Source organism: Shewanella sp. HL-SH8 (assembly GCF_051165765.1).
Taxonomy (GTDB): domain Bacteria; phylum Pseudomonadota; class Gammaproteobacteria; order Enterobacterales; family Shewanellaceae; genus Shewanella; species Shewanella glacialimarina.
On the sequence record NZ_CP195039.1, the window covers coordinates 2102880 to 2120188 of the forward strand.

Sequence of the window (17309 nt, forward strand, 5' to 3'; positions counted from 1 at the left end):
AATGAATAGACGTGATTTTATGAAAGCTAATGCCGCAATGGCAGCAGCGAGTGTCGCTGGATTAGCATTACCTGCAGCTGCAAGTAACCTCATTACCAGTTCAGAACAAACCAAACTTGAGTGGAATAAAGCCCCTTGCCGTTTCTGTGGTACAGGTTGCTCTGTGATGGTTGCAACCCGTGATGGTAAAGTCGTTGCGACACATGGTGATGCGAATAGTGAAGTTAACCGTGGTTTAAGCTGTGTTAAAGGTTATTTTCTATCCAAAATTATGTACGGCCGTGACCGCTTAACTTCGCCTATGTTACGTATGACCGATGGCAAGTATGACAAGCACGGTGAGTTTACTCCCGTTAGCTGGAGTACGGCTTTTGAAACAATGGCACAAAAGTGGAAAGCAACCATTAAGGCAAAAGGACCTACTGCTGTTGGCATGTTTGGTTCTGGTCAATGGACTGTTTGGGAAGGTTATGCCGCCGTTAAGCTAATGAAAGCTGGCTTTGGTACCAACAACATCGACCCTAACGCACGTCACTGCATGGCTTCTGCTGTTGCTGGTTTTATGCGTACCTTTGGTATTGATGAACCAATGGGTTGTTACGATGATATGGAAGCGGCTGACGCGTTCGTATTATGGGGCTCTAACATGGCAGAAATGCACCCGATCCTTTGGACTCGAGTGACAGATCGTCGTTTAAGCGCGCCCCATGTAAAAGTCGCGGTATTATCGACCTTTGAGCACAGATCATTTGATTTAGCTGATTTGCCAATGGTGTTTAACCCGCAGACAGATTTGGCTATTCTTAACTTCATTGCTAATTACATTATCCAAAATGACAAGGTCAACTGGGATTTCGTTAATAAGCATGTCAATTTCCGTAAAGGCACCACTGACATTGGTTATGGCCTACGTGCGACTCATCCTACCCAGATGAAGTCTAAAAACGCAGATACCGCAAACGATTCAACCCCAATCGATTTTGAACAGTTTAAAAAGTTTGTTGCTGACTACGATGTGACATCGGTCAGTAAATTATCGGGTGTACCTGAGCACAAACTGCTTGAGCTTGCCGAGCTGTATGCTGATCCTAAAATTAAAGTGACCTCATTTTGGACCATGGGCTTTAACCAACACACTCGTGGTGTTTGGTGTAATAACTTGATGTACAACATTCACTTACTTGTGGGTAAAATTTCTACTCCTGGTAACAGTCCATTCTCTCTTACTGGCCAGCCTTCAGCTTGTGGTACTGCACGTGAAGTGGGCACTTTCTCGCACCGCTTACCTGCTGATATGGTTGTGACTAACCCAGAGCACAGAAAAATTGCTGAAAACATTTGGAAAATCCCAAGTGGTATTATTCCAGAAAAACCTGGGTTTCATGCCGTTGAGCAAAGCCGCCGCCTTAAAGATGGCGATCTAAATTGTTACTGGGTCCAAGTTAACAATAACATGCAGGCTGGCCCTAATATAAACGAAGAAGGCTTACCGGGTTACCGTAACCCAGATAACTTTATCGTGGTGTCAGATGCCTATCCAACAGTGACCACCCAAGCTGCAGACATGATTTTACCTACAGCTATGTGGGTTGAGAAAGAAGGCGCTTACGGAAATGCAGAGCGCCGTACCCAGTTCTGGCATCAAATGGTCAAAGCACCGGGTGAATCTAAGTCCGATTTATGGCAGTTAATGGAGTTTTCTAAATACTTCACCACTGACGAAGTGTGGCCTGAAGCGGTATTGGCAGCAAATCCGCAGTTTAAAGGTAAGACTTTATATGAAGTCTTGTATCAAAATGGCAATGTCGAAAAATTCCCACTTGCTGATGCAGATCCTAAATTCCTCAATGATGAAAATGAAGCGTTTGGTTTCTATGTTCAAAAAGGGCTGTTTGAAGAATATGCTACCTTTGGTCGTGGCCATGGTCATGATTTAGCTGATTTTGACACATATCATAAAGAGCACGGTCTTCGTTGGCCTGTGGTTGATGGTAAAGAAACCAAATGGCGTTTCCGTGAAGGTTCAGATCCGTATGTCAAAGCTGGCAAAGGCTTTGAATTCTATGGTAAACCAGACGGTAAAGCGGTTATTTTCGCATTACCTTATGAACCCGCAGCGGAAGCCCCAGATGAAGAGTTCGACCTTTGGCTATCAACGGGTCGAGTGCTTGAACATTGGCATTCAGGTTCAATGACTCAGCGTGTACCAGAGCTTTATAAAGCTTTCCCTGATGCAGTGTGTTTTATGCATCCTGAAGATGCTAAAAAACGTGGTTTGCGCCGTGGTGATGAAATTAAAGTCATCTCGCGTCGAGGCGAAATTAAGACACGTGTAGAAACTCGTGGTCGTAATAAGCCACCTGTTGGCTTAGTGTTTGTACCTTGGTTTGATGCAAGTCAACTGATTAATAAAGTGACCTTAGATGCTACCGATCCAATATCTAAGCAAACAGACTTTAAAAAGTGTGCCATTAAGATTATGAAGGCATAAGGGGAAGACACATGAACATTATCAAAGTTGCGTCAATGGTTGCGATTTTAGGTTTATCATTCAGCGTACTGGCGACCAGTGTGCCTGAAGACCAGATTGATACCTTACGTTTGGCGCCAATTAATATCGAACCAATACCGCCAGCAATGCAGCAAGTGCTTAATACTGATTTAAAGCAAATGCGTAATTATCCAATGCAGCCACCTTTGATCCCTCACAAGATTGATGGTTACCAATTAGATTTAAAGGTCAATAAGTGTATGCAGTGCCATGCTCGCAATAGCACTGGCCACTCTCAAGCACCTATGGTTAGCGTGACTCACTACATGGACAGAGATAACAACTTCTTGGCTGAGCTTTCTCCAAGACGTTATAACTGTACCCAGTGTCATGTGATTCAATTAGATGCCAAACTATTGGTCGAAAATGACTTTGTCGACCTCGATCATCTAATGGATGCTACAGCACCTGCTAAGCATTAGGAGTGACTATGTTGGCTAATTTGTTTGAAAAGCTAAAAGTTGTTTGGAAGGTACTAAACCGTCCGAGCGTTCATTACAGCCTTGGGTTTCTGACATTAGGTGGATTTGTAGCAGGGGTAATTTTCTGGGGTGGTTTTAACACTGCGCTTGAGGTGACCAACACAGAGAAATTCTGTATCGGTTGTCATGAGATGGAGAATAACGTCTATCAGGAATTACAAAGCACGATTCACTTCACGAACCGAAGTGGTGTGCGTGCAACTTGTCCTGATTGTCATGTTCCGCATAACTGGACCGATAAAATTGCCCGTAAAATGCAAGCTTCAAAAGAAGTGTGGGGCAAGGTGTTTGGTACAATTAACACCCGTGAAAAGTTTGAGGCGAAACGCCGTCACCTAGCTGAAAATGAGTGGGCTCGTCTGAAGGCAAATGACTCACTTGAATGTCGTAACTGTCATAACTTTGATTATATGGACTTTACTCGTCAATCAAAGCGTGCGTCACAAATGCATTCAACGTCATTGGCAAGCGGTGAGAAAACCTGTATCGATTGTCATAAGGGGATTGCACACCAATTACCTGATATGGCGGGTGTAGAAGGTTTCTAACCGTTAAGGCTAATACATCATCATAAAAGACCAGCTTGCTGGTCTTTTTTTACTTTAATCAGTAAAAACTAGTTAGATAGCAACCCATTATATTTTTAATAAGCTATGATAAATTAATACCAATTTACCAAGAGAAATTGTCAATCATCATATTGATAGGGATATTTTTTGTATTCTCGAAGGAGATATTATCGGTGTGAAAATATCAGTGTTGAATGCGGCTATTTTAATTGGCTTGTTGTGGACTACGTTCACAGCTGAGTCATTTGCTCAAACTGAATTAGACTCAAATTCAGTTGTAACCGCGACACATTTATCTATCGAATCTATTCCCATCGTAATCCCGGATTGGATTATCGATGAATTACAACCTACAACCCTAAGCCCGCAGCAACAGCGGCAAGAGTTAGCCTGGTTTGCCACTCAATCCATACCCTTTAAAGGTATGACTATTCGAGTCGTATCTGAGCGTATAAATACCCATATATATGAATCTGAAGTACTGGCCAAAGCATTCTATCAATTAACCGGTATCCATGTTATCCATGAGTTAACGGGCGAAGATGATGTGATTAAAAAACTGTCGGCTCAACTGATGACAGGGTTAAATTTATATGATGCCTATATTAATGATAGTGACCTTATTGGTAGCCACTTTCGCAGTGGTCAAGTTACGCCCATTAATGAATTGTTATTATCAGATTCTGGGAAATATGCCTTACCTACTTTGGACCTTAACGATTTTATTGGTTTACAGTTCACTACAGGCCCTGATGGTGTGATCTATCAGTTGCCGGATCAACAATTTGCTAATTTGTATTGGTATCGTAGTGATTGGTTCGAAAATCCAACCTACAAAGCTTTATTCAAAAAAAATTATGGTTATCAATTAGGAGTGCCTCAAAATTGGCAAGCTTATGAAGATATCGCCCGTTTTTTTAGTGAAGACATTCGCTCAATCAATGGCACAAAAGTCTATGGTCACATGGATTATGCCGCGACAGATCCGTCATTAGGTTGGCGAATATCCGACGCCTGGCTGTCAATGGCGGGCGTTGGGGATATTGGCTTGCCAAATGGTATGCCAGTGGATGAATGGGGGATTAGAGTTGAAGGATGCCAGCCTGTCGGGGCAAGTGTTGAACGTGGTGGCGCGCTTAATAGCCCAGCGGCTATATATGCTATTGATAAATTTGTATCATGGCTGGAATATGCCCCTGAAGAAGCTAAGCGCTTAACCTTTTCAGAGGCGGGTAGATGGCTTGCAACGGGGCAGGTTGCTCAACAAATATTTTGGTATACCGCTTTTGTCGGAGACTTAACAGATCCTGGTTTAGATATAGTTGATCAAGATGGTATACCTAAATGGAAAGTGGCTCCCTCTCCTGTGGGTAAATATTGGCAAAAAGGCATGAAGTCAGGCTATCAAGATACAGGCTCCTGGACATTTTTGAAAAATACCCCCAAGCAACAGCAATTAGCCGCTTGGCTGTATGCCCAGTTTGTGGTGTCAAAATCAGTATCACTGAAAAAGACGCTTAAAGGCTTAACGCCAATTAGATTGTCGGATATTGAATCAAAAGTCATGACCCAAAAAGCACCTTATCTTGGTGGGTTGGTTGAATTTTATCGCAGTAAAGCCCGAAATGTTTGGACTCCTACAGGAACAAATGTTCCCGATTACGCTAATATGGCAGGGTTCTGGTGGCAATATATTAGTCAAATTGTCAATGGCACATACACTTCAAAACAAGGTCTAGATGCATTAGCTGAACGTATGGATAAGCATTTGTCCCAGCTTGAGTTATCGATGGTTAATATCCAATGTGCTCCCAAAATGAATGCAAGCCAACCCGCAGAATATTGGCTATCTCAGCCGGGTTCACCCAAAAGTGAAATACTAACGGAAGAACAAGGGCGTACCTTACCCTATGAGGAGGCTATTCTTGTTTGGCATTAAAGGCTTAATATTACAAGTAGTCTTATTGGTTGTGCTGTTTTCAAATTATTTGAAAGCGGAAAAGCTGACCATTATTACCTATTCAGAAGTTCCCTTTGCATCGCAAAATGAGGACAAAAAACAAGGTTTGGTAATCGAGCTTATTGAGGCTTTATTTAACCAAGCAGGTATGGAATATGAAGTATTATTTTATCCACTCAAACGGGGTATGGCGATGGCTGCATCGGATAAAAATACCTGTGTACTCCCGATTGAAAGAAATCAGCAACGTGAAACGCATTTTAGTTGGATAGGTCCAGTGATGCTGTCTCGATATGGTTTGTTTAGCCGTAAACCTCTGCTCGATCCACTTATTACCCTCAGTGATGCTAAATCCTCAAGTATTGGCAGCTTTCTGGGCAGCGGCATAGGCGAGTATCTGATCAATTCAGGCTATGAAGTTGAATTAACTAATAATGATAGATTAAATATTAAGAAGCTTGAACGTGGGCGTATTAATTTTTGGGCTGCGGATATCGTCAGTGCTAAAGCATTAATGAAAAATGAAGGCCTAGCATTCATTGAACCTGAATTGATTTTTTATACTTCAATTAGAGCCATGGCTTGCCATTACGATTTACTAGAATCAACCCAGAAATTGTTAAATGATGCACTACTATTTTTGTATAGAAGTGGTTATATGGCGCAATTGAATAGAAAGTACGGTTTGGAGTTATAAAAGGCAACCTAAGCAGATTGCCTTTTAAGAATGCGTACAATTAACTTTTCAGCTGTGAATCAATGATGTCAGTCAAATAGATACTAAAATCATGGCCATGATGCTCAAGCATCTTAGGGAACATTGAAATAGGCGTTAAACCCGGAAAGGTATTAATTTCATTCAATAGAATTTGATTGTCAGCGGTTAAGAAGAAGTCAATACGCGATAAATGACGTAGTTTCATCCCTTTAAAGGCTTTTATGGCATAAGCGCGAATTTGTTCGCTAATCTCATCGGGGACATTAATAGCTTCGATAAAGGTTTTAGCCTTGCTGTTAGTGGCATACTTTTCATCGAAAGTATAAAAGTTATTACTGTCGCAGACAATTTCGCCCGGTTTTGTCGCCACGATTTCACCTTGGTATTCATAGACGGCCACTTCCAGCTCTCTGGCAACTATCGTTTGCTCGACAATCACATAGGGTGAATAGCTAAACGCCTCTTTTAATATGTTGGCAATGTCAGTTTTATCATCGACTTTATAACAGCCGACAGATGACCCTTGAGATGCTGCTTTAATAAATAACGATCCCCATTTATCAAACGCTGCAGTAGTTTGGGCTATCGCGTCATCATCATATTGATGCAGGAAAATATACGGCGTATTAGGTACACCTAAAGCACTAAACCACATTTTTGCGGTGATTTTGTTAAAACAATTACTCGATGCTTCTGATTCGCAGCCAAAGTAGGGTAACTGAATTAAGTTAAAATAAGATTGAATATCGCCGGTTTCAGCAGGGTAACCATGAATACAAGGAATAACATAATCCACAGGCCATGCTGCAATAGCATCATCTTCGAAACGCACTTCACGGCGGTTAGTTAGCTCACATACATCACCGGTTTGGTTTTTGTAATGTCCGTGCTTATCTAGCTCTAAACGTAGTACCGAGAATTTATCTGACTTAGCCAGTGATGACTCAAAAAACTTAACCGACATTAATGAAATATCGTGTTCTGCGCCGCCACCGCCACATAACAGTAGCAGATTAATTTTTGGCATGCTTGCTCCTAAAAATGAATAAAATTGGGCTAGATGAATGCGCCCTGAAATGACCTGCTTATGATAAAGATCCACACTGGGTCATGGCAAGTGGAGGTTAACAATATTTCAGTTTTAAATAACATCAATGTTAATTTTTTTAGAGGTTATTTAAGGTAAAGCATACTCAACTTAAACAAGAGGCACTTTAGCTAAATAGACCCTAGTTAAACCGGCTTTATTAATGGTATTTCAACATTAGTCGATATTCCATAAACGCAGCGCTAACCCTGATGCTCGGGTGGTGACTTGTTTTGCTGCTCGCTCAAATACTGCGGTACTGCCTAAACAATAGAAATGATTTTTTGCCCGAGTAATTGCGGTATATACCAACTCTTTGGTCAGCAGTTGCCACTGCGCTACACTTGGCCTTGGCGGCAGCACAAAGCTGACTTGATCAAACTCACTGCCCTGGGATTTATGTACCGTCATGGCAAAGCAGGTATCATGTTTAGGGAGTCTTGCGGGTAACACTTTTAATAAATTGCCATCAGCTTGGATAAAGTGTGCCATTAACCGAGCCGGGTTTTGCTGGTCCTGTAAAATCAGGCCAATATCACCGTTAAACAGGCCTAAATTGTAATCATTGTTTTGAATTATGATTGGTCGCCCAAGGTAAAACTCTTGCTTTGGTTGAATAAGTTTAGCCTGGCGCAAACTGTCAGTAATCGCGATATTCATCCCATCGACACCGTACTCAGATGCGCGCATGGCGCACAGCATACGATACTGATTATATTGCTCAATAATTTGTTCAGCGCCATAAACAGGCGTATTAGCAACATTGTTATTAAACACATTCTGGTTGAATTGAATCATCTGTAAATAGGGCTGATAAGCGCTGACGGACAAGGCTAATAACTGTTGTTTGCCAGTGTTGTCTTGATTAGCACTGATTTGATTGGCGCTAATTTTATTGGAATGGGTTTGATGCTCAAACCAGTTCAGTTCAGCATAACCGTGCTGCCACACTTGACGGATATGGCTGACATTCGCGTCATTAACCGCGTTTGCCAGCTGACCAATACCCGCATCACCCTTAAATCTATGGCTATGCATCAACATACATAAGCTGTCGCCAAACTGACTGTTAGTATTATGCGAGTCAGAATTATTTTGAGTATTGTTATCGTCAAGGGTATCAATAAACTGACTTACATCTTGCCCAGTGAGCCGTTTAATGTTGTCAGCTTGCTGCTGACTATAATGCATACGCCAAGGCGCCAGATTGGTTTGATCTGCTTTGATGCCAACGTTAATGTCAGCTTTTGCAGTTTGTGCAGTTTGTTTTAGCCCCTGGCAAATATCAGCTAACACGGCTCCGGCCTCAACCGAGGCTAATTGATCTTGATCGCCTAATAAAATTAACCTGGCGTTGTCCGGCAGTGCGCTTAATATTTTGTTCATCATAGGTAAGTCGACCATTGATGCTTCATCAATGACCAGCAAATCAAGTCGCAATGGATTGTCTTTGTTATGCCTAAATTGATGGGAATGCGGTATGACACCGAGTAAACGGTGCAACGTAGCGGCTTCTTCGGGTATCGCCTCTAATGCGGTCAATAGTGCTTGAGGTTGCTGATTTGCGGTTAAGCTTTGTCTTAAACGATTTTTCGAGGCTTTGATTGATTCACTCAGTCTAGCTGCCGCTTTACCTGTTGGGGCCACTAATCGAATGGTCATATTCTGCTGAGTCAGTAATAGCAAGAGTAACTTGGTGACTGTGGTGGTTTTACCGGTACCCGGGCCGCCAGTAATGACGGCAAGCGCTTTGGTTAGCGCGGTTGCTGTGGCTATTTTTTGCCAATCGAATTGATGGCTATTATGGATTTGTGGTGGGAATAAATCATCTAAATAGCCAGGCAGTAATGGGTTGTCGGCAAGTATATTAATACTGGCAAGTTGGCGTAATTTAAGGGCAACCAGAGTTTCGAACACATAGTATTTATTCAGATACAGTCGGTTAAATTCGATGATCATTGGCGTGTTATCACCGGGCTGACCGATAGCATTAAGCTGGCTAAGTTGTTCAATTAATTGATTGTGATCGACTGTGATTTGACATGACGCTTCAGCACTCACCGCAAAAGGGTGGCTACCTATGTCTTCTGCCATTGGATTAGTCAGCACAATATTATGCAACACTAAACAACTGTGCTGATTCGACAATTGCTGACTCAGTAGGGTGCAGATTAATAGCAATAAATCACTGTCTACTTGGTCAACTGGATCGGTATTATTAACACTATTGATATCGCTTGTGGGCATAACGCTAGAGGCAGCCATGTTTTCAATATTGGCGAGCTCAAGGGCAAAGTGTCTGTCTAACGCGGTGATCAATTTTGCTTGTTGCCACTGTTTAAGCAATTGAGCCATGGGGAGCGTGGTGGTTAACATATTATCGCTTCTCCGCGTTATTATGACTGATGTGTTGGCTTGCTGGAGTGTCTAGTTCAGGATGAGAAAATAACTTATCCAACTGGTCGATAAGGGCGGCGTCAGGTTTATCAAAAAAGACCCCTGAGCCAACAGCATCAGGACTCATACCCCTGAGAAATAAGTAAAAACAGCCACCAATATGCTGATGATAGTCATAGTTTGGCATCCGCAGGCGTAAATATCGATGCAGGGCTAGCGTATAAAGTATGTACTGTAAGTTATATCTGTGACTATTGATGGCTTTAGCCATCGATGTTTGGCTGTAATCTTGCAGCTGGTGGCCTAAGTGGTTGGACTTATAATCTGTAATATAGAACTGACCTTTATGTTCGAAAGTTAAATCAATAAACCCTTTTAACATGCCCTTTAAGGTGTCAAAGCTGAAGTTATTCTCATAACCAAATTGCCCTAATAAGCGATTAAGCTTTTCAGCATGCAGTTCAGTGATCGGTATATAGAACTCCATTTCTACCATGGTTTGTTGTGGGGTTAATTCCTGTAAAAAAATAGGATGTTGGCCCGCTTGGTTTGATGTATTTAGAAAGGTTTTCACTAAGGGTGTGGCCAGGATTTGTTGATACCACAAGGTTAAAGGCACCAACCAAACTTGTTGATCAAAACCGTATTGCTGCATGGCTTTGATTAAGGCGGGTTGCAGCTCAGTGTCTGCCTGGGTGAAATCAAATAGCTCTAATACTAAATGCATAAAGCTACCGGCATTGGCACCGCGCTCAAAGCTAAATCGGTCTAAAATATGTGCAGCAGGCAGTTCAACCTCAATAAGTGTTTCTTCACTAAAGTCTTCATCATCGGCGCCGGGAACGGTTTTTTCATGGGCAAGATGTTTTACTAACCCAGAATAACTGCCTACTCGCCAAGGTAAGCCAAGTTTTCGAGTGGTTTGCTTGGCAGCATAGATTTGTTTTGTATCAACATTGTCGACTAATACCGTATTGTCGATAATGTCAGTCACTTGGCTAACACTGATGGCATCAATTGTGGCTAATTGAGCCACTTTTGCTGCCATTTGTTCGCCATCACAATCCTTATCTGTAATGCCTAATAAATAACCTATGCCTGTTTCATGCAGCTGTGAGCTTATGCCGGCTTTTAATTGCCGTGATTGATTGGCGATATACAGATAACAGGCATAAATTGGACGGGTTAACGCCACATATAATAGGCGTAAGTCTTCGGCTAGGGTTTCACGTTTATATTGCTCCCAACCTTCATCACTGCCATAAATATCCCAAATTAATTTACCCTGGTTATGATATAGCATCGGCTCAGGACGACGATTACCGCCTCTGGCGAGACTGATAAAAGGCACAAAACAGATGGGATACTCAAGACCCTTTGATTTATGAATGGTGACAATTTGCACCAGATTTTGCTCACTTTCTAAACGCAGCTGTTGCTCATCTTGACCTTGGGTACCGAGCAGCTGTTGTTCAAACCAATTGATTAATGCACTGCTACCGTCTAACTCAGTGGCCTTTTGTTGCAGTAACTCACCTAGGTGACGAAAGTCGGTTAAGCGGCGCTCGCCACTTGCACTAATACTGATAAATTCATCGTCATCTGTTGTTGAGTTTACGCTAGCATCTTTGTCAATATCAGGTTCGGACGATATAGCGTTGGCAGGCTTAGCTAATAGTCGATGCACTAGTTTAGTGTCATTGGCCAGACTAAGTAGCGCAGGCATGATGCCGCTTGATAGCCACAACTGGTGCCAGTGAGCAAATAAGTCCAACACCTTTTGACGCAGTGACTCGTCCTGATTAAATTGATGAATTTTATTGGCGTTATAGCCTATTAATTCCGTGGCCAGCGCGGCACGAATGGCGCGCTCATCTTTGGGGTTAGCTAATGCTCGCAGAATAAGGGCAGTTTCTTTGGCTTCATTGGTATCAAACACACTATCGCGACTTAAAAATACCGCGCCAATGTTGCGGGCACTTAAGGCCGCTTTTATCACAGCGGCTTCGTTTCTGTCCCTGACCAATACGGCAATATTTTTGGCAATTAATGCATCGCCATTGATAACACATTCGCCCGCCTGTGCTTCTGTCAGTAAGCGGGTTATTTCTGCGGCCGCATCATTGGCAAGCAATTGACGAGCGGTGGTTTTGTTTAGCCCAGTTTGCTCGTTTTCTTGAAGCAGTTTTATCCGCAGTGCCGCTGTTTGTTCAGTCGCTTCAATCAATATCTTTTTTTGTGCTGATACAGGGGTTTTGACGGGATCATAGGGAATAGCATCGCTGATAAATGGATCGTCATGCTGATTGAAAAAATGATTAACACCGTTAACTAATTGCGCTGAAGAGCGGTAATTGGTATCCAAACTATAGTGCGCTTCGGTCTGATTACGGGCGTTAATATAAGTAAAAATGTCCGCACCGCGAAAGGCATAAATGGCTTGTTTGGGATCGCCAATCATCAAGATGCCTATGGCGTTATTAGGCGTGGCTGATTGTGGTTTGGTAATGCCCGAGCCGCCCGTTTGTGAACCGTCTGCTTGTGCGCTGTGCGGATCAATTTGTGGCGCTTGATATACGGTATTAAATATTTGAAATTGTAATGGGTCGGTATCTTGAAACTCATCGATTAGCGCAATTGGAAAGCGCTTTGCTATCGCGTTAGGCAAGGTGTCAGGATTATGCTCCAGAGCTTGCGCCAGGCTAGTTAACAAGTCATCGGGCGTCATCAAATTACGCTGATGCTTTTGTTGCACAAATCGTTGTTTAATGTCGGCTTGGGCGCGGACTAAAAATGCAGGAATAATGGCAGTAATTAACGCCATTAAGCGCTCGATATGATCCAGTAGCGGCGCATCTTGCGCTGAGGGGATTTCACCGCCTTTATTTAATCTCAGTTCTGATAACGCTAATTGCTCCATTGGCTTTAACGGCGGTAAACCCTGGCCATAAGCCACCCAGTGGGTTAAATCGTCAAACAGTTGCAGTAACTTGGGATAACCATCGGCTTTTTTACCAAAGCGTTGACCGTTTAAAGGCAAGTCCATTAACAGTGTTAGCATAGCCGGGTGTTCAGCAGGCCAGCGCAGTTTAAAGCGCTGTAGACTTTGCACTAATGACTCTGAAAGTTTGATGAAATCTGGCGGTGTATCGGATGCTATCGCTTGGCTTGCACCTAGTAAGGCACGTACTTTTTGAGCGAGTTTTTCCGGCTCGCCAAAAGTATTACTGATCTGTTGGGCTAAAAACAATGGCAGCGGATAACAGGCTTCACGCCAAAAGTCGCGCACGGCATGGTGTAAGTATTCGCTGTCGTCTAAGGTGAATTCTGATTCAAATAGCAATGACGATTCAAATGCCATGTCGGCCAAAATGCGCTGACAAAAACCATGAATAGTGAAAATAGCGCCTTCGTCGAGTGACTTAAGCGCCAAATCGAATCGTTTTAGGGCAATGGCGCGTTCATCTTCAGGGATCTGCTGATAAAGCTGCTCAACAAAGTGATCATCAGTCGCGACGCCTAAAAAGCGTTTATAGGCAATTTGGATCCGTTTACGTATTCGGTCGCGTAGCTCTTCTGTGGCAGCATTGGTAAAGGTTACCACTAAAATTTGTTCACATAATAAAGGGGCTTGTCCGCCATGACCCAGCAATAAACGCAAATATAACCCTGAAATAGTATAGGTTTTGCCTGTTCCCGCGCTGGCTTCAATCAGGCTAGAGCCTGCAAAAGGCAAATTGAGTGCATCCAGCGCTGACACGGTAATATTAGCTGATTTAGCGTTATTCATAAGCGGTATATTTTGCTCCAATCCTGTGTGCTCGCTGTTCATTTTTATCTTATTAACGGCTGAAACCGACTTTGTATGATTTAATTGTTAATGGCTAATATTAGCTGCGTTGGCTATTTCAGCCACTTGTTTTGTCACCGCATCACCACTGATAAAGTCATCTAGCTCACCGAGTTTACCCTTATGATATAAGCTCACCATCGGCTGTAATAAGGTATCCACTAGTTGGCCAAATGTAGTTTGACTAAAATCATCAGGAAATCGGAATAAGCGTTGATGATGGGGCTCTAACCCTTCACCGAGCTGAGTCTGATCGTCTCGCCATTGTTTTTGTGCGGCAAACAGTTTTTCAGTATGTGTGCCATCGTTTTGTGCATAAAGCCAGGCGGTACGAGGCGGGAAGCATAATGGCTGACGTTGCCCATCAAGATAAGTCTGCACAAAATGCTCTAGCTGCATCTGCGCTTGTTTGGCATCGATAGGGGCAAAGCAATGAAAATGGCCCATGTCTAACAAGTAACTGTACTTGATTATACCTTGCGCATTAAGGCATAAATGGCGGATATAACACTGGACTAAATCTCTGCCGTGGGCTGTGCCTGGTCGATAATTGATTAAGCCTTTAGGGCTAACATCATCGATGCGTCCAACCAAATTTATGTGACTTAAGTGCTGATTGTTCGCCGAGTCGACTGACATAGTTAAGTCGATATTAATCGATTCGCTGGCTTGCTCATTTTGTAAAAAATGTATTCGATTAATTAAAGGGGCTATATCGCGTTGATATTGCGATAATAAAATATCATCAAATGGCGCCATAGGTAGACTACCACTGGCTTTGAGTTGGTTAAGTAGTTCAATATCGACATCGCTGTTAACTTGACATAAGGCTGAATCGATAAGATTAGATTGCAATTTATAGCGGCCTAAACCATCTAAACTGAACGGTTCGTCATTATCATCGGCTTGTAAATTCAAGTTTAAATCAACTTTTAGGCTACGGTTGAAGAAAAACTGCGCCGGATTGCGAAAGAAACGAATTAATGCCGACAGCTCCAGTTCATCACTTTTATCGTGATTTTGATGGCTATGATTACTGCGGCTGAGTTGATCATCTTTTTCGGCAATAATCGGTTTTTGTGGATTGAAAAACCGTTGTTCATATTGTTGGTCTAATGGCGGAGGACACCAACGCTGATGATAGCTTTGTAACGGGCTATCTGGGGTGAATAATTTATGATCAAAGGGTTGTAATGGTTGAGCTTGAATAAGTTGCTGGCTGACGGCCTGCTCAATGAGTTCAATATCATCCTCGGTTAATGTGTTGCTTGATAAGTGCTCTGGCAGATAACTCATTTGGCAGAACTCAATTAACTCTGAAATCAGCATCGAGGGGATGCGTTCAGCATTGTCACGCTCGCTGTGACCAATGTAACTGACATAAAGTTGCTCACGCGCCGAAAGTAGCGCTTCTAAAAACAGGTATCTGTCATCTAATCTGCGCGAACGGTCGCCTTTTTGGGCGCCAAAGTGAGCCATTAAATCAAACCCGACCGGATGTTGTACTCGCGGGTAAATGCCATCGTTCATGCCCAGTAAACAGACCACTTTAAACGGAATTGAGCGCATAGGCATTAAGGTACAAAAGTTCACACTGCCAGCAAGGTAGCGCTGGCCCACGCGTGAGTCATTTAAGGTTTGATTAAACCATTGCTTGAGTACTTCAATATTAATCTGAGCTTGATGACCTGCTTCGATAAGCTCATCTGATAAGCTGGCAAGCGCATTTCTGATGGTGAGTATTTGACTCTGCTCATCGTCGATAGTTTGATAGAAGTCTTCAATTAATTGGTTTATTTGGCTTAATCTATCAGCGGTTGAACTGGGCTTAAAGAATGCATGGGTATGATTGTCAATCGCTTCCAAAAAGTTCATCAATTTTCCCAAGGCTTGTGCCGATTGGCCTTCAACACCACTGACTGGCAGTATGCCTTGATACATAGGTGATTGGTCATTAAGGGCATAACCTAAAATTAAGCGTTTGATGCCAAATGACCAGGAGTTTTGGCCAAAGGCGGGTAAGCCTAATTGGGTGCGACTGTTGGCATCTCGTCCCCATCGCACATTGGCATGGTCAAGCCAACGCTTAATAATATCAAAGTCATCTTCATCTAATTCAAAGCGCCTTAAAATGGCCGGCACTTCTAAAATAGACAGCACCTCTGTTAACCCAAAACGGCTTTGATTGATGTTCAGTAAGGTTAAAAAACTATTAATTAACGGCGACTCCTGGGCGGCACCACGGTCGGCAATGGCATAGGGAACAGCTAATTGCTGTGGCCCTTTACTGGCGCGTTGAAAGCTTGAGTAAAATTGACTGTTAACTGTGCCAAATACCGCATCAATATAAGGCGCGTAGGCGGCAACATCTGGCATCATGACCACAATGTCTTTTGGCTCTAAAGTCGGGTTAGCGTCTAATAAATTAGCGATATGATCGTGTAATGTTTCTACTTCCCGCAGTGGACTATGACAGCTGCGCAGGGTAATTGAGGTGTCACTGTTTTTAAGTAAACGGCGTTTATCAATTTGCTGATATAACCTGGCGTCTGGCCCTAAAGCTTGCCCTAGGGTTTCCATTTGTAAAATATCGTATTGAACACCGTGCAATAGGTTATTCGGTGTTGGTTCGACATAGCAGTCATAACTGAAATTAGTGTTTTCTGGGGGTAAACTCAACAGCAAATCTAATAACTCGCGTCCCATTTTGCCATTATTAGCCAGTAATGGATTACCCACCTCAAGTTTGTCTTCCCAATCTTCGGCGAGTTGTTTTTTGTGGGTGTATTTTAACGCCATTCTGGCCCTGACTTTAGGGTCGATAATATCGCCCCAATAGTGCTGGCAAGGGCTGAGTGCCAGCATAACCACTTCAATACGTTGCGCTAATGCATGAATAACTTCTAATGTTTGTGGTGGCATGGACGAAATGCCAAATACAAATAACCGACTAGGCAGCATACTGATGTTGGTTGTTGTGTCTGCTAAAGCATTCAGTAAGGACTGGTGTAAATTAGCGCGGTGATATTGGCTCGCCTCTAGTTCAGTATGATTGTAATGCACTAATGCGCGCCAAAGCTTAGGTTGCCATAACTGGTTTTCATCTAAGTTAAAACGTGAATTAATTTCAGTCAGTGGTTGGTTGTTTTCCCATGCCTGGATCCAATCTGGGCGATAAACCAAATATTGGTCAAAAATATCGGCAATACGATTTGAAAGTTGATACAACTTAATCGCATCTTGTGAGTTGGATGAGGTGTTATTCCCGCCCTCAAGGTTGCCATTGTTTAAATAGTGCTGCAAAGGGCTGTAATCTGCGTCATCAAGCAAGCTTGGGATTAAATCCATCAACTTCCAGGTCATTGCCGCTTTGGTAAAGGCGTTTTCCTTTGGTACATTGGGCAGTAATTGATGACAAAGTTGCCAAATAAAGCTCGACGGCAAAGGGAAGGTGAGTGCTGCGGCTATGTGGTTATGTTTAGCCACTTCTAAACGCAGCCATGTCGACATGCCAGGGCTTTGTACTAACACTTGTTCGGTTGTCAGCAGGCTAGTGTTAGGCAAAGGGGTTGCCAGCATTTTAGCTAGTTGCTCAGACAGAACTTCCATTTGATTGGATTGAATTAATGACAGCATAGGGCACTCGCAATATAACATCTTATGCCATTCTATGGGGTTAGCTCGCTCGCATCAAC

9 protein-coding genes are annotated in these 17309 nt (G+C 42.8%); 5 read left to right on the forward strand and 4 right to left on the reverse strand.

The genetic code is table 11. From position 1 onward, the window contains the following. The first annotated feature begins 1 nt into the window (after position 1). The 5 genes from napA (at position 2) to ACRWQN_RS09380 (ending at position 6259) form a co-directional block, all read left to right on the forward strand. Positions 2 to 2491, forward strand: a complete 2490-nt coding sequence (napA, locus tag ACRWQN_RS09360) for a nitrate reductase catalytic subunit NapA (protein WP_434932022.1) — start codon at positions 2 to 4, stop codon at positions 2489 to 2491. Positions 2492 to 2526: 35 nt separating this feature from the next. Then, positions 2527 to 2973: a nitrate reductase cytochrome c-type subunit gene (locus ACRWQN_RS09365; RefSeq protein WP_434940629.1), complete on the forward strand. Its 447-nt coding sequence runs from the start codon at positions 2527 to 2529 to the stop codon at positions 2971 to 2973. A gap of 20 nt (positions 2974 to 2993) precedes the next feature. Further along, the gene (locus tag ACRWQN_RS09370; RefSeq protein ID WP_226415953.1) at positions 2994 to 3581 is read left to right on the forward strand and encodes a cytochrome c3 family protein; all 588 of its coding nucleotides are present in this window, start codon (positions 2994 to 2996) and stop codon (positions 3579 to 3581) included. Positions 3582 to 3777: 196 nt separating this feature from the next. Further along, on the forward strand, positions 3778 to 5541 hold the full coding sequence (locus ACRWQN_RS09375) for an ABC transporter substrate-binding protein (RefSeq protein ID WP_434940548.1): 1764 nt from the start codon (positions 3778 to 3780) through the stop codon (positions 5539 to 5541). Next, the gene (locus tag ACRWQN_RS09380; protein WP_434940549.1) at positions 5528 to 6259 is read left to right on the forward strand and encodes a substrate-binding periplasmic protein; all 732 of its coding nucleotides are present in this window, start codon (positions 5528 to 5530) and stop codon (positions 6257 to 6259) included. Before ACRWQN_RS09375 ends, ACRWQN_RS09380 begins: the two co-directional genes overlap by 14 nt. A 40-nt stretch (positions 6260 to 6299) precedes the next feature. Here ACRWQN_RS09380 and ACRWQN_RS09385 read toward each other — a convergent pair whose 3' ends face one another. The 4 genes from ACRWQN_RS09385 to recC form a co-directional block, all read right to left on the reverse strand. Next, positions 6300 to 7307 carry a D-alanine--D-alanine ligase gene (locus ACRWQN_RS09385; RefSeq protein WP_434940550.1) on the reverse strand — a complete coding sequence of 336 codons (1008 nt, stop codon included), beginning with the start codon at positions 7305 to 7307 and terminating at the stop codon, positions 6300 to 6302. Between the two features lie 237 nt (positions 7308 to 7544). Next, complete coding sequence (gene recD / locus ACRWQN_RS09390) at positions 7545 to 9743, reverse strand: exodeoxyribonuclease V subunit alpha (RefSeq protein WP_434940551.1); 2199 nt, start codon at positions 9741 to 9743, stop codon at positions 7545 to 7547. A 1-nt stretch (position 9744) separates the two neighbouring features. After that, entirely contained in the window at positions 9745 to 13554 is a 3810-nt protein-coding gene (locus ACRWQN_RS09395; protein ID WP_434940630.1) for a UvrD-helicase domain-containing protein, read from the reverse strand. An 87-nt stretch (positions 13555 to 13641) separates the two neighbouring features. Then, positions 13642 to 17250, reverse strand: a complete 3609-nt coding sequence (gene recC, locus ACRWQN_RS09400) for an exodeoxyribonuclease V subunit gamma (protein ID WP_434940552.1) — start codon at positions 17248 to 17250, stop codon at positions 13642 to 13644. Positions 17251 to 17309: the final 59 nt, after the last annotated feature.

Coding starts and splice junctions, on each gene's coding strand:
- napA (WP_434932022.1), top strand. CDS start 2: ATGAATAGACGTGATTTTATGAAAGCTAATGCCGCAATGGCAGCAGCG.
- ACRWQN_RS09365 (WP_434940629.1), top strand. CDS start 2,527: ATGGTTGCGATTTTAGGTTTATCATTCAGCGTACTGGCGACCAGTGTG.
- ACRWQN_RS09385 (WP_434940550.1), bottom strand. CDS start 7,307: ATGCCAAAAATTAATCTGCTACTGTTATGTGGCGGTGGCGGCGCAGAA.
- recD (WP_434940551.1), bottom strand. CDS start 9,743: ATGTTAACCACCACGCTCCCCATGGCTCAATTGCTTAAACAGTGGCAA.
- ACRWQN_RS09395 (WP_434940630.1), bottom strand. CDS start 13,554: ATGAATAACGCTAAATCAGCTAATATTACCGTGTCAGCGCTGGATGCA.
- recC (WP_434940552.1), bottom strand. CDS start 17,250: ATGCTGTCATTAATTCAATCCAATCAAATGGAAGTTCTGTCTGAGCAA.